Genomic DNA, 15,103 nt, shown 5'->3' with positions numbered 1-15,103 from the left:
AGCCTCTGCCTCGTTCAAGAAAGGCTTCGATGGCGGACAGCTTGAATTGTGTTGTGTACTTGCTCATGAAAAACACCCCAGAGGTTGGATGGGTGTCCAACTTTTGGGGTGCACTTCATCGGCGCTGCCCCGGTGGGAGAGGACTTGTCCTCGATGGCGGTGGCATAGCCAAGGAAATTTCATCAGGCAAAACGAAAAACCCCGCTGACCTTTCGGCCAGCGGGATTATTTTTTCTTTCACCAGAATCCCATCACCTGAGTAATGGAGTATTCATCGGTGAAATTATGCAGCAATGATGTCCGCAAACGTCAGAACTTTAACGCCTGTCAAAATGATTGCTTGATCGGCAGAGGTTTGAGTAGCGCCATTATCGACAAACACAAAAGTGTCGATACCGTTGTTGGCTACGTAATACTCTTGAAGACCGCCAGTATCAGCAGCAAACGACACGTTAGCCGCCGCCAACGCCGTGGCGTAATCTGCTACGGCAGTATTAACGATAGTAGTGTTGGTGGCGGAGCTGGCTACCCCCAGCGCTAATTTATCTACACCAACAACAAAGTCCGTGATTCGGTCGGCTGCTGCTTGTGCAATACCCGAATCATTATTGCCGATCACGAATTTGTTAGCACCGCCACCGCCAGTCAGAATATCAGCCCCTGCACCACCAGTGATGACATCAGCACCCGTGCCGCCAACGATGGTCACTGCACCAGTAACGCCGGCGAAGGAAACAGTACTGCCTGTGTTTCCAATATTATAAGTAATAGTGCCGTTACCATTATTGGTATCAATTGCGTTGATGCTGGTGGAGTCTACTGCGCCAGTCAAAGTAACTGAATAATTAGCTGCTTTGGTAATGGTCAATCCAGTAGCATCTGCAAACGCTTTGACTTCATCAACCGTGCCAGTAACCGAAGTAATGCTAGTGGCAGTAATCAACCCAGTTGTCTTGGCATCAATTGCGGTCAAAGCGGATGCCAAAGCTGTGGTACCAGACAAGGCTACCGTTGCGGCACCGGCTACAACCAGAGAATCAGCAGTCACCAATGCGGCCGTTGCTTCAGCAACCGTGCCCGTAATGTTGATTGAGTTGGTCACCGCTACCACACCCGTGGTTGCCGAACCAATAGCGCTCAGGTCCGTTGCCAAAATGCCGGTTGCCGCAGCATCATTCAAGGTCACTGCAACAGTTGGCCCCATGTCGATTTTGTTACCCGTAGTCCCCTCATTAGTTACCAGGACGAGCTTCACATCTGCAACAGAACCGCTAGTAGCTGTCACCGCAGTCGCATTCACCAAACCCACGGTAGTGGCTGCTTCAATTGCCTTGAGTGCTGCTGCTGTTACTGAACCGGTATCAGTCAGCGCGATGGTGCCTGCACCAGTAAAGCCTTTACCTGCCGCCAACAAGCTGGTGATCGACAACGTGGTGCTGGCAGCCACCGTAATGCCGCTGATTGTACCTGTGGCCGTTGCGCTACCCGCATTAACGCCGTTGCTGGTAAAGGTGTACGTGCCCAAAGCTTCAGTGACCGAAATGGCAGTGCCTGCGTTAGCGAAGGTGACAACGTTGCCGCCATCTTTGGTGGCAGTGAACGTGGGAACCGGAGTCACTGGAGTAACCGGCGGCGTCACCACCACAGTACCCGTAGCAGCCCCTACCGCAGCAACAGAATCAACCGCCACGTTGGCAATCGACGCGTAGGTCGCATCGGCTTTGGACAAATAAGTGCGTGCCAGGGCAGCAGCGGCGGCGCCGTTGTAGCCGGCGATTTCAGCGTTAGTGTCGATCTGCGCGGTGAAGGCTTTGGCGGCAATCAGTTTGTTGTTCACAGCGCTGGCATCGCCAGGACCGGCTGCTTGCTGGATGGTCCACGAAGCCTGAGCCTGGGAGACTTTGCCGGAATCCAATTGTGCAACCCAGTAAGCCAGGCCTGCAGCTTCAGGCGCACGGCCAAAAGCGTTTTGATAGATGGCGGTAACTTTCTGCGCGCTGGTGGCGGTGCCGAACAAGGCAAGCGATTCGGCAGAGGCCGAGAAACCGGCAATAACGGAAGCGATGCTGCCATTGGCGGCGTCGATTCGGTCGGCCCAATAGGCTTGACCTACCGTGTCAGCCGGGCGGCCAAAGTAAGCGATATAAAGTTGTTGAACCTGATCAAAATACGTCGAGGCGGCCATTTTAATTCCTAAATCCATTAGTTAAATAATCCTGACGTTACGCAAAGCGTCTAAATCGGGATTATTGAAGGAAACTGAACGTACCACACATACGCGTAGGAAATAATGACAAGTGCCTGGTTCATGATCTGAGTCAGAGATTATTTTGGCTGAGGGTCAATTCATTTTGTTATATTCGGATTAGTTCCAAAATAAATATTAATATCGATGTCGGCTGACAGCCCCACCGGTTCAGCGCCGTCCCGGTAAGACCGGACTTGTCCGGGAAGATGTGTGGGTTACACAGTATTTGTGGGGAACGCGTTGCCTTGGTGGGAGAGGACTTGTCCTCGATAGCGGTGGCTCAAGCAATGAGCCGGGGCAGGCAGATTGAGGTTGGCTGGGCTGGCCTTATCGAGGACAAGTCCTCTGCCACCGGGTAGTGTGTAGTGCCCGGTAGGACCATAAACGCAAAAACCCCGCCTTCTTTTGAAAGGCGGGGTTTGTGTTTACGGCATAGCGCTTCACAACCTACCGACGCAGGGTACGCGATGAAACCCTCTAAAGCGAGCCTCATCCTGCACAGAGTCGCTAACTGGGTCACAAACTGGAGCCTGGCAGCGGCTTTTTTATGTCGTCGCCTCTGTTCAAGCCTTGAAACCCGTGAGCTAGAGCGGAAAGTCTCGCTCTAAAAAAATTTCCTCCCAGTAAGCAAAAAATACCCTACCAGCACGCGATTAACTGCGCGCGCGCTATGCTAATGTGCCATTACGGTATTTTGTGCCCCTCAATTGCGTGTACATGGAGTTCTACCAATGGCAGCTTCGACATATTTCGATCAAATTCAGCAGCTGTATATCGCCTACTTCGGGCGCCCAGCTGATCCGGTCGGGCTGGCCTATTGGGCTGCCAATGTAGATGCCGCCAATGGCAGCGTCGCGCAGGTGATTGCAGGGTTTTCCGCGTCCACCGAATCAGGCGTGCTGTACGCAGGCGCGACCACTGCGCAAAAGGTTTCTTCTATTTACCTGGCGCTGTTCAACCGTAATCCAGAGCCCGCAGGTCTGGCGTACTGGGTTGCCCAGATCGACTCCGGCACCGTGAACCCGGCGCAGGCCGCCTATCAGATTCAAACTTCGGCAGGCCCGGGCGATGCCACTTCGGTCGCCAACAAGCTGGCTGCAGCCAAAGCCTTTACCGCGCAGATCGATACCAGCGCCGAACTTGCCGGGTATGTCGGCACAACGGCCGCGTCCAGTGGCCGCGCCTTCCTTAATGGCGTCGATGCAACACCCGCTTCCCTTGTAGCTGCGACGTCCACCACGACGCTGGCCACCAGCGTGGCGACGGCCACCAATACAACCACGACCCCACCGGTTACGCCCGTTACGCCTGCCACGGGGCAAACGTTCACCCTGACTGCCGGGGCCGACAACTTCACCGGCACATCATTTAACGACACCTTCACTTCGACCCTCGTGGGTGGCTTCGGCACTGGCGATGTGCTCGACGGCGGCGCGGGCATCGACACGCTAACCGTCAGCGGCACATCCGCTATCAGCTCTGCGGGGCTAAAAGTCGCCAACGTCGAATCAGCGTCCTTCACCTCCAGCGGTAGTGTGGACCTGGATACGTCGAGCTGGACCGGCCTGACCAGCCTCACCGCTCAAAGCAGCAAAAGTCCTATGGAGATCCTGGCCGGGACAGCCACTGCTGTCACTGCAACAGCGCTTATTAACGGCGCCAACACAATAGTGGTGAATGGCGGTTCAACGGTCTCGGTAATCGCGAGCGGTTCAACCACGGGCTCAATCACTGTGGGCTCGACCCTTGCGCCGACTGGCACCGTCACCGTCAGCAACAGCTCCTCTGCTGCGGGGAGCATGGGCGCGACAACGGTCAAGGGCGGTACGGCTGTCAAAGTCGCCCAGATAGCCAGCAACGCCGTCAACACTGAGACCGAGCTAGGTTCAGTCACGGTTACCGGCACAGCCGTAACCACCACAGTGGACATCACCAACACCGCCCTGGCCACTGCCAGCGGTAGCGCAGCGGGTGTGATCACCAACAGCGTAACGATCACCGATGTAAATAGTGGCAGCGCAACTCTGGTGGGGACCATCAGCAACGTAGCGGTGAGCAATGTCACCAACATAACCATCTCCGGCACTGCACTGACCCATCTGAGCGTGAAAGGCGGGGTAGGCAACATCATCACCAGCAACAGCGGCCTGAGCGTCCCAGTCGTCACCACACTCAACTTGACGCTGGACGGCCAGTCGGGCGGAAGTCTGATCGACGCGGGTATTTACTCCACCCTTAACCTGACCACGACAGGGAGTGACTCGACACTCACCAATATTTTTGAAGGCGGCATTACCACGCTTAATCTCGCGGGCACCCAGGCGCTGACGCTGGCCAGCGCTACCGGCCTGTCATCACTGACCAGCCTTAAAGTCAGCGGCTCGGCAGGCCTCACTGCGGACCTGAGCAAGATCACGAAACTGACCTCGATTGACGCCTCCGCCACGTCAGGCAACGTTACCGTGAGCATCGACAGCACGAAAGCCAGCTACCTGGGCGGATCTGGTATCGATACGGTCACCCTGACCGGCATGGCTAGCCAAACCATCAACGGTGGTGCGGGTACGGCTGATGTGTTGAAGGTGTCAGCAACGAATGCGGCCACGCTGAACAGCGCTGCACTGGTTTCGGGTTTTGAGGAAGTGGTGTTCAGCGGCTCGACCAATCAAACCATCAATACCAGCAACTTCGTGGGGGCCACCCAGTTCACCACCAGCGGCGGCAATGGTCAGACGCTGTCCAACATGGTCAGCGGCAGCACGCTGCAACTGACCGGCGCAGGCACGAGGTATGTGGTTGACGGTGCCGGTTTTGCTATCGGGACCAACGACATCCTGAATATGAAGCTGACAGATAAGTCGACGGCGGGCGTTCAGTTCGCCAGCACAGGCATTAATGCCGTGAACGTCGAGAACATCGCGATCACTGTCACTGACGCCCAGGCCAACCCCACCGGTACGTTTAATGATTTTTTGACCCTGCAGGGCAATTCGGTCAACACCATCACCGTCGCGGGCAACGCGGGCCTGACCCTCACAGCAACCAGCACTGCCCTGACGTCGGTCGATGCCAGCGGCATTACCAAGGGTGGCTTTACCTGGACCTCAGGCAGCCTGGCCAATGCCATTACCGTGAAGGGCAGCGAGGCCGGCACTAACAACATCAATCTTTCGGGAGTCAGCGCCGCAGTGGTCAATTACACCGGCGGCAGTGGTAACAACGTCCTGACCACTGGCAACGGCAACGACATCGTCACCCTTGGCAATAGCGCTGGCACCAACATCATCATCTTTGGTTCAGGGACCGACAAACTGGTGCTGGCAGGCATTGCCACCACCAAGGCGGCCTACACCCAAACCACCGGATTAGGCATTGGCGACTCCATCGACTTTTCGGGGGCCAAAGGTGCGGCTATCAACTCTGTGCAAGCCAACCTTGGGGCCAAATTAACCGGGCAGGCCAGTCTGGATAATTACCTGGACGCAGCGACAACAACCAGCGTCACTGCGGGTGCCAGCGCTGTCCTGAACTGGTTCCAGTTCGGCGGTAATACCTACATCGTGCAGGACACTTCGGCGAACAGCGTCTTTACTGCGGGTGCCGATAGCGTCGTGATGTTGTCCGGTACGATTGAACTCTCAGGGTCCAGCGTGACAGCGGGCGTTGTTGCCATGAACCCCGTATAGAGCCTTCCCGCCAAGCAAAATCGAGGACAAGTCCTCTCCCACAAAGTGTGGTGCTGACAGCCTTGGTTGCCTGATTGGGATTCATTGCCTGAACCACCGCCTTCCCGGACAAGTCCGGTCCTACCGGATCTGCGCAAAACTTGTGGGAGAGGACTTGTCCTCGATAAAGCCAGCCCAGCCAACCTCAATCTGCCTGACAGAACTTCATCGCCCGAGCCACCGCAATCGGGGACAAGTCCCCTCCTACCAAAGCCACACACACCCGGTGGGAGAGGACTTGTCCTCGATGGGGCCATCAATGCACCGTCGCGCGTACCTGTTGGCTCTCGCTTGGCGCGCTGTCGATGATCCAGTCCGGCCAGATATCCAGCGTCCATTCGCCCTTGCGGCATTGGTCATGCAGGATCGCCAGCCATTGCCGCAGCGGTTGCTGGGCCATGAGCAGCGTGGCTTTCTGTTCGCCGAACTTGAACGTCAGGGCGACGATTTCCGGGGTGCGGACCACATCAATCGCGTCGATCAGCCATTTGCTGTCCTGCTGCGCAGCCTGCACGGGCGGTTGTTCGGGCAACTGGGCGATGGCGGCCTGCTGGGCGAAGCTCTGGATCGCATCGGTGTGGTAATCCGGCACCGGGGCCGCCGCATTGGCGCCCATGGCAGCCGGGTGCAACCAGCTCAACAGATGCGGCACCAGGCGTTTGACCAGGCGCTGGGTCAACCAGAACACCACCGGCCCGCCCGACTCCAGCTCGCCCACCACTTGCAGGCGGTCTTCGAGTTCATGCATCTCGGTGGTAATACGCTTGAGGTCCATCGGCGCAGGCGCCGGCGTAGCAGATTCCGTACTCACTCATACACTCCAGATTCAGTGCGCAGCCCGAAGATAAAGGCCGCAGTCCCTGTTGTAGATGGCCGCTAATGGGGCGGTTATCAAGGGCTGAGCGGGCAGACGGCTAAATTAGCCGGAGATGTCGGGAATATCGGTTCGATTTACGAAGGGATTCAAACGCAACAGAGCTTTATTTCCTACACGCACCGGCCCGCCTCGACCAATGCGCTGCATTTCGTCAGACTATCGGCCTGAATGGTGTAGGACATGACACCACCGAGCGTGGCTGTTAGGGTCGGGCACAGGTTTTTGGTCGCTTTGGGCGATGGTTTTTAACAGGAGTATTTAGATGTCGTATGTGCCGGTCAGCAGTGAAGTGCATAAAGACAAGCGTTGGTTGCGTCATCCTTCAATGGCATTTGCCAAGAAAGAAATCGTAACGCCGATTTTCGTCAATGAACTGGTAGACGCTATTCATACAATGCCTGTCGCTTTCGTCAGGCATGAAGATCGTTTTGTGTTGGTCGCGGTTATGGGGCTACGGACCGAAGAAAATTTGCTGCTGACCGAAAACAATGAATGGTTGGGAGGCGCTTATATACCGCTCAGCTATCGCGCTCGCCCCTTCCAGCTGCTGGAAATACCGGATAACAAAGAGCAACAAGTATTGTGCATTGAGGAGTCGAATCTGACCGATGGCATGCTGGGTGAAGCGCTATTTGGCGAGGACAACCAAATTGCTGAAGGCGTTAGCAAAATTTTCAAATTGCTGACCCACTACAACACTACTCGTTTTCTGACCGAGGATATCTGCGCAGCATTGGCCGAGCAGGGTCTGATTCAACCATGGGAATTGACTGTGCATGACGGTGAGACACAGCAGCCATTGACTGGCCTCTATCGCATTGATGAAACCGCCTTGAACGCTATTACCGATGAGGCTTTTCTGGCCTTGCGCAAGGCAGCTGCATTCCCGGTTATTTACGCTCAGCTCCTTTCAATGAATAACATAGTTTTTCTGTCGCAATTGCTGGTGAAGAAAACCAAAAAAGACAGCGCCAAAACTGAAGAGGCTGGCGGCGGAACCTTTAGTTTTGCAGGTCTGTGAACCTCCAATGCTAACGATATAAACGCGTAAAACGGAAAACCCCGCTTCCTGTGAAGGAAGCGGGGTTTTCTTGTTATCACCACACCTCTCACTTGCGTGAGAGGTGTGCCTCCGAGGAGACTTAGGCGATTACGTCAGTAGCGGTCAGAGTAACCAGACCAGCCAGCTTGATCACAGTGTCAGTAGCGGCTGTGAACGTGGCACCTGCAGTGTTATCACCAACAACGTAGGTGTTGGACTGGAACTGGAAGTACTTAACTTGGCCGGCACCAGTAGCGAGGCTACCGTCACCAGTAGCAGCCAGATCCAGAGCCTGAGCCAAGGTAGTTGCAGCAGTAACGTTTACTGCAGTAGCGGTGAACACACCAGTACCGTTGGAGAATGCAGACAGGTCGATCTTGTCTGTACCAGCAACGAAGTCAGTAATGGTGGTCATCGAAGTTGCAGACGACTGTACAAACGCAGGGCCAACTACGGTATCAGCGCCAGCGCCCAGAGTGATGGTATCTGCACCAGTCGACAGAGTGACCTTATCAGCACCAGTACCGCCGATGATCACGTCAGCCAGGGTCGAACCAGTCACGCTCAGTTTGCCAGTGAAAGCAGAAGCGTCAACTTTGGAACCAGTAGTAGTACCAGCAGCCAGAGTCAGAGTCAGGTCAGTAGCGCCCTTGACAGTAACAGTGGTGTTGTCGCTGTTGTTCAGGCCAACAGTGTTTGCAGCTGTACCGTTCGAAGTCAGACCCAGAGTGGTCAGGCCCGAAGTAGTCAGGGAGGTAACAGCAGTGCCAGCAGTAGTAGCAGTACCAACAGCGATTTCAGTAGCGGTGTTGCCCAGAGCAGCGCCCAGAGTCAGAGCAGCAACGTTAGCGGTAACGGCTACCGAAGTACCAGCACCCAGGTTGCTGATGGTGTCGCCAGTCAAGCCAACAGAGAAGGACTTGATAGCAGTCAGCTGAGCAGCGTCAACGGTAGTGTTGGTAACGCCCAGACCCAGAACTTCAAAGCCAGTAACGGCGTTCAGTTTGGTGTAATCAGCAGTTACCAGAGCGGCGTCTTTGATTACCAGAGTGTCGGTGCCAGCGCCGCCATTCAGCTGAGTACCAGCTGTCAGAACGCCAAGGTCGCCTGCACGCAGGGTCAGAGTGTCGTTAGCAGCACCGCCAGTGAAAGCGAAAGCAGCAACAGCAGCGTTAGCCGAACCGTCAACGCTTACAGCGCCAGTAGCGGTAGAAGCGTTAACCGAAGTCAGACCAGCTGGAGTAACAACGGTCAGGCCGCGGTCGCCAGTGATGTTCAGCGTTTTCAGAGCCAGACCAGTGTCGGTCAGGGTGATCGAGCTGTTTGCGCCAGTAACAGTCAGAGTTGCGGTAGCAACTTTGGTGCCTGCCAGGTCAACAGTGCTACCAGTCCAGCTGTTCAGAGTAACGTTCGCAGCGGTATCAGCTGTCGAAGCGATAGTCGTGGTGCCAGCCAGAGCGGAACCTTTCAGAGTTACGGCTTGGCCAGCAACAGTGTAGGTAGCGCCCAAAGCAACTGGAGCTTCGATGGTCAGACCAGTAGTGCCAGCAGCTGCTGTGTAAGCAGTAACGATGCCGCCGTTGATGGTAACGTTTTCAACGTTGTTCAGAGTTGGGTTGGTGAAAGAAGAGTCACCAGCAGCCAGGAACACACGCAGGGTGTCAACACCAGCGCCACCGTTGATGGTGTCAGCAGCGCCCAGAGTTTTAGCAGTCTGAGTGTTGTCAGCAGTGAAGATGTCGTTGCCCGAAGTGCCGGTCAGAGTGTCAACGCCAGCAGTCAGAGAGAAAGACGAACCAGTACCGCCAGCAGCTACAGCAGTAGCCAGAGCCGAAGGAGCGTTGGTAACAGCGGTAGCGCCAGTAGCGGCGGATACAACGGTAGCCAGGAATGCACGGCCTGCATCAGCAGCGCCAGTACCCTGGTAGCCAACGATTTCAGCAGTGGTGTCGATCTGAGCGGTGAACGCTTGAGCGGCAACCAGTTTGGCTTGAACTACAGCAGCGTCGCCAGCACCAGCGGATTGCTGGATGGTCCACGAAGCTTGAGCCTGAGTAACTTTACCGGAATCCAGTTGAGCAACCCAGAAAGCCAGGCCAGCTGGTTCTGGAGCGCGGCCGAATGCGTTCTGGTAGATCGCGGTCACTTTGTCGATAGTCGACTTGTTGCCGAACAGAGCTTGGGATTCGGTCGAAGCCGAGAAGCCAGCCTGAACTGCAGCGATGCTGCCGTTAGCGGCGTCGATTTGGGTAGCCCAGAAATTCAGGCCAATGGTGTCAGCTGGACGGCCAAAGTAGGCGATGTACAGTTGTTGAACTTGTGCAAAGTAGGTGGAAGCAGCCATTGTTTACTCCAGGAATCATTATAAAAAGAAGCTGACACACAAACGGACAATCTTTGTCTCGTTCATCAGCTGCCCAGCACTACCGTGCAGCCTTGGGCGGCACTCTAGCATAGGTAGTTGTGTATCTCAGCCATTACGGTAGGAAAAATTGCAATGTTTCGTAGGAAATTTTTCTAGATAGTATTTATCTATCGAAACATCCTACAGCTATAGTTCCCACCTACTAGGTCTCAATCATGTCGTTTTGACACTGATCGGCACCTAATAGGCAGCATTCAAAAACAAATGTAAAGGGAATTTTTAGCTAAAAGAGCGGCTTACAAAACCTTTCTTACGGAACGCACAGATCTTTCCTACGCGCTTCGTGGCTACACAATACTAGCTTTCGGCAGCGTTGTTAGAACCTTTAGGCCTAAGGCTGTTTGATTTTTTCCGCGCACCTGCAAGGCGTTCTCGGTGCGCCGTGCAACGAAGATGTTGCGCTCGTCTAACACAACCGGTTTTTCCAGTTCACGATACGCCGCAATTTGTTGCAGAGCTGTGTCAGGGTCACCTGTCACTGCACCGGACACCCAGAGCAATGCTGCTGCTTCAGGTTTGATCCAGTTGACGGGGATGAAGCACGGCTGCGTTACAGGTTGCGGCCGGTTGGCGGGGACCGGGGCAACTTCTTCGAGCACGGCGCTGAACGTTGCGTCCAGAGGTGCGCCGTGACAGGCGATCAGGCGCAACGACTCGCTGCGCTCGGTGGCCGGGGAAGACAGCAAGGCTTCAATTCGCTCGATCTGCAAACCGAACGCAAACGCCTGGATACGCTCACGGCTGGCTTTGCCGTGGGCGGCGATCTGCTCCGGGTTGGCGATGTAGTAACCCAGGCGCTCGGCCAGGTCTGCGGCATCGCCCGGCTCGGCCAGCCAGCCGGTGTGGCCTTCATCGACCAGTTCGGAAATACCGCCAATGCGCGACGCCACCACCGGCAGGCCGCAGGCCATGGCTTCGGTGATGGTGACGGGTTGGTTCTCGGGGCAAACCGAGGGCAGCACGAATACGTGGGCCTCGGCGAACCGCTCTGCAATGCGGGCATTGGGCAGGCGGCCCCAGAATTTGACCGAGACATTTGGGGCGTTTTTCTTCATGATAGCTATATAGCTAGCTAGCATATGACCATCGCCGACCAGGTCCAGATGGACCTTTTCCTGGGGCAATAACGCTACTGCATCGAGCAACGCGGGCACGCCTTTATGCCCACCCATGTAGCCGGTGAACAGGATACGCAGGCGTTCGCCGGGCGCAGGCGGCGCGGTATTAATGAAGCGTTCGAGTTCAATGCCGTTGGCGATCACGTGCATGCGCTCAGCGGGAATGCCGTTGAGGATGTATTGATCGGCCAGGTAGCGGCTCGGGGAGATGAAGTAATCCACGGCGTCGAGCTGCCAGCGCAGGTAGTCCTGGCGCATGCGTTGCGGCAGTTGCACGTCGTCGTCATGGATGTGTTCATGGCAGGTGTGGCACTGGGTGCTGTCCTGGCACAGGGTGTTTTGCGTGGTGATCCGCGTGCTGTTCATGCAGAAACCCCAGTGGTCGTGCAGGGTCAATGCGATGCGGATGCCGTGTTCGCGTGCCAGTTGCAGGATGCCCAAGGACAGGCCAGCCATGTGGTGGGCATGGATGACGTCAGGCTGCCAGTCGGCAATCAGGTTGAGGAAGATACGTTCCACGCCGGGGTGGCAGACGTTGTTGCCGGTCGGAGCGAAGTCGCGTTGGGTCAAGGACACGCGGGTGATGGGCAAACCATCGAAGACTTCGGTCTGGATCGGGTAGCCGGGCAAGCCATGGCTGTTGTCACCGGCCAGCACCCGGACATCATGGCCACGGTCCGCGAGAGCACGGGCTTGATGATGGGCGATGATTTCCGCGCCGCCGATGACGTGCGGCGGGAAAAAGTTGGAGATGACGAGGACTTTCATGGCTCGGTTCCTGCCGCTGCGTAAGGGAAGCGATAGCCGCGCAAGCCGGGCAGTTCGATGTCGGCATCAGCGGCCAGGCCCAGGGTCAGGGCAATACCGCTGGTGTTTTCCCCTTCTATTAATAGAAGGCCTTCGGCGCCCTGCCCTGTCACGCGACTGCCGAGCAGGTGTTGCAGGTCCAGGCTGTCGGTTTGATCAGCGGCGAGGATGATCAGGTCGATGTCGATTTCGTTGATCAGCAATTCATCGAGCAACAGCCGCAGCGCTTCCTTTATAGGCGCGTTGATGCGGCTGAGGTTGCCTTCGCGGGTCACCGAACCGGATGCATCGCCTTCGGCCAGTTGCCAGGCGCGCACAATGTGCCGACCGGCCAGCGCCGTGAGCCATTGCGGGTGCTCGCCGATGATCAAGGCGCAAGCCGCAGGACGATGGGTCAGCAAGGTGGCGAGGGCCAATTGGCCTGGCGCTTCTACTAAAGCAAGCTCCGGCGCGATGAGGAAGTGTTGCCACTGGCGCGGCAATGGCTTGAGGGCCAGGCGCGGGTTGTGGCTGGCCAGTTGACGCAGCAGTTCCCGGGCGTAGCTGCGCCAGGTCAGGATCGGACGGGCCACGGCTTCGCTGGCCAGTTCCAGATACTGCGCGGGCTGGGTCGCGAGTTCGTGGATCATGGCCGCCAATGCTGCGGGGTCGGTCATGTCGACGGTGCGGCAACCGCCTTCGGCAGCCAGTTCAGCCATGACGCCGCCGTTGTGGCAGATGCACGGGCGCGCATGCCAAAGGCTTTCAACGATGGGCATGCCATAGCCTTCGACCAGCGAGGCGTAAACGCTGACGTGGGCGCGGGCGTAATAATCGTTGAGGGTGTCGTCATCGACCACGCCGTGCCAGACGATGCGCGGATCGGCGGCGCTGGCTTCGCGCACCGCTTCTACTATGTAGTCGGCACCGGCGTAGCGGTTGCCGATCATGTCCAGCTGCCAGTCCAGATCCGGGTAATCCGCGGCCAGACGTGCGACGGCGGCGAGCAGGACTTTATGGTTCTTGCGCGGTTCCAGGGTCGAGACGCACAGAATGCGCAGCGGTTCGCCCGCACGCGGCGCGTCGGCCGGGGTAGTGGCGCGTGGCGAAGCGGTCAGTTCGCCGGGAATCCAGCAGGTGCGAACCTGGGCGCGCGGGGTGATGTTTTCCCGCTGCCAGAAGGCTTGCAGTTGTTTGCCGGCGTCCGGAGAGATCGGCAGCACGCGGTCGCATTCAGCCAGGCCGCTCATATAAGCCGCGTGGTTGTCGCGAATGCTGATGTCGGCGACCCATTCCGGGTGGGTCACGGGGATGGCATCGTAGAAAATGGCCGCGACTTGCAGGCCAAGTTCCCGCGCGGCTTCCCGGCGAGCCGGGCCCTGACGTTCGAAAACGATTTCACTTTGCAGCAACCAGCCACCTTTGAGGTGACGACCGCCAAGGCTGGCCAACGTTTGCGGCGCATGGGCCGGTGAACGCGGCAGCACGTAATGCTCCGGATCAGGCAGCGGGCCGCCGTACAAGGCCAGATTGCGGTATTCGGCTTCGGTGGGCAGCACGTAGGCGCGCAGGTTTTCGTTCCAGGTGACGAACAATGGCTGGCCGAAATTCTGCAATTTGCGGGTCAGGCTGCGTACCACGCGGGCCACGCCAGTGTTGGCGGTGTCGCGCAGGCAGGCGCTGGTGTCGATGACCAGTTGCGGCACCGGCAGATCCTGAATCGGCGCCAGGTCGGCGAGCAATTCAGCGTACGCCTTGATGGTGTGCTGCCAGGTGAAGGTCTGCTGGAAGGTGTCGAGGCGGGTTTCCCACTCGGCGCCGGTCAGCAGTTCACCGGCCAGCACGCGCAGGGCTTTTTCGGCGATGTCGTGTTCATCGCTGCACAGCTGTTGCTCGTCGGCGACGACTTCCGGATGGGCGCCGATGTTCAGCACCAGCACCGGTTTGCGCAGCTGCTGCATTTCCGCCAGCGGCAGGTTGAAGCCTTCCCAGTGGGAAACGCTGATGCCCAGATCGGCGTTGGCCATCAGGGTATTGAGGTCGGCATCGCTCGGGTGGCCCAAGGGCAAAATGTGCGCCTTGAGGTCGTCGGGCAAATCCAGTTCTTCGGCGGTGGCCAGCACACTGAAGCGTGCTTTGGGATGCACGGCGATGATTTGCCGGGCAATCGGGTACAGGCCTTCGCTGTTTTTGTAGTTGCCGGTTTCCCAGCGACCCAGGTTGATGATGATCGGGCCGTCGTCGGCATCGGCTGCGCTGAGTGCGCTTTCAGCCTGATGGCCGTTTTGCCAGAGGCTTTGATCGACGCCGCCGGTCAAATGGTCGGCGCCCAGGTGAATCATCGAAATCTTCACGCCGGGGCCGGCATCGGGCAGGCTTTGGGTGCGGGAAACGAAGTGGCTGATGGGCGTAACCACTTGGGCTTCGGGCAGGAATTCCCGACGCTGAGCGCGCAGACGTTCCTGAACCAGACGCGCCGGACCTTGCATGTCTTCATACGGCACGCCGCCACAATCGAGGGCCACGGTGGGAATGCCCCACTGACGGAACACGGCGATGGAGGCATAGAACGGCCAGCCGCCGATCAACGCTACAGTGCCGGCCGGATCATGACCGACCGGTACGAAGTGGTGACGGTTGTCACGCAGCCATTCGGCGGTGACCTGGTCGAGTTCGGTGTACGGGCCGTGGTGCAGCGGCGGCGTGTGGATGTCATCGGTGATGCTGCGCAACACGTCATGGTTGGCGCGCTGGGCGACGAAAGTGATGTGCCAGCCGGCCGCTTTCAGGCCTTGAGCAAGCAACAGCAAAACGCGGTCGACACCGAAACGAAACAGCAGGCGTTCATTGCAGATAATTAGATGCATGAGGTCAGTTCAGTC

General features: G+C 57.3%; 8 protein-coding genes. 3 read left to right on the top strand and 5 right to left on the bottom strand.

The window, feature by feature from the left end:
- A partial coding sequence (locus tag ACP7E4_RS18475; RefSeq protein WP_426224897.1) for a hypothetical protein occupies positions 1 to 263 on the top strand: 263 nt, incomplete at its 5' end.
- 20 nt (positions 264 to 283) lie between these two features.
- On the opposite strand, the gene ACP7E4_RS18470 is transcribed toward ACP7E4_RS18475, so the two are convergent.
- The gene (locus ACP7E4_RS18470) at positions 284 to 2,185 is read right to left on the bottom strand and encodes a DUF4214 domain-containing protein (protein ID WP_426116493.1); all 1,902 of its coding nucleotides are present in this window, start codon (positions 2,183 to 2,185) and stop codon (positions 284 to 286) included.
- Between the two features lie 794 nt (positions 2,186 to 2,979).
- Between ACP7E4_RS18470 and ACP7E4_RS18465 the strand changes: the two genes are divergently transcribed.
- Entirely contained in the window at positions 2,980 to 5,934 is a 2,955-nt protein-coding gene (locus ACP7E4_RS18465) for a beta strand repeat-containing protein (protein ID WP_426116491.1), read from the top strand.
- A gap of 295 nt (positions 5,935 to 6,229) precedes the next feature.
- Here the strand turns inward: ACP7E4_RS18465 and ACP7E4_RS18460 are convergent, their stop codons facing one another.
- Positions 6,230 to 6,784: a hypothetical protein gene (locus ACP7E4_RS18460; protein ID WP_426116489.1), complete on the bottom strand. Its 555-nt coding sequence runs from the start codon at positions 6,782 to 6,784 to the stop codon at positions 6,230 to 6,232.
- Positions 6,785 to 7,112: 328 nt separating this feature from the next.
- Here ACP7E4_RS18460 and ACP7E4_RS18455 point away from each other — a divergent pair, with 328 nt between their 5' ends.
- Complete coding sequence (locus tag ACP7E4_RS18455; protein ID WP_426116487.1) at positions 7,113 to 7,871, top strand: SapC family protein; 759 nt, start codon at positions 7,113 to 7,115, stop codon at positions 7,869 to 7,871.
- Positions 7,872 to 7,992: 121 nt separating this feature from the next.
- Here the strand turns inward: ACP7E4_RS18455 and ACP7E4_RS18450 are convergent, their stop codons facing one another.
- The 3 genes from ACP7E4_RS18450 to ACP7E4_RS18440 form a co-directional block, all read right to left on the bottom strand.
- A complete protein-coding gene (locus tag ACP7E4_RS18450) occupies positions 7,993 to 10,236 on the bottom strand; it encodes a DUF4214 domain-containing protein (RefSeq protein WP_426116485.1) in 2,244 nt (747 codons plus the stop codon).
- Between the two features lie 368 nt (positions 10,237 to 10,604).
- On the bottom strand, positions 10,605 to 12,203 hold the full coding sequence (locus ACP7E4_RS18445; protein WP_426116483.1) for a glycosyltransferase family 4 protein: 1,599 nt from the start codon (positions 12,201 to 12,203) through the stop codon (positions 10,605 to 10,607).
- Entirely contained in the window at positions 12,200 to 15,088 is a 2,889-nt protein-coding gene (locus ACP7E4_RS18440; protein ID WP_426116481.1) for a glycosyltransferase family 4 protein, read from the bottom strand. The genes ACP7E4_RS18445 and ACP7E4_RS18440 overlap by 4 nt, the downstream gene beginning before the upstream one ends.
- Between the last annotated feature and the right edge of the window lie 15 nt (positions 15,089 to 15,103).

Origin of the sequence: Pseudomonas sp. DSP3-2-3, assembly GCF_049898225.1 — a bacterium.
Taxonomy (GTDB): Bacteria; Pseudomonadota; Gammaproteobacteria; order Pseudomonadales; family Pseudomonadaceae; genus Aquipseudomonas.
Note: the sequence above shows the minus strand (reverse complement) of the source record. Positions and strands in the feature narration are given on the sequence as shown.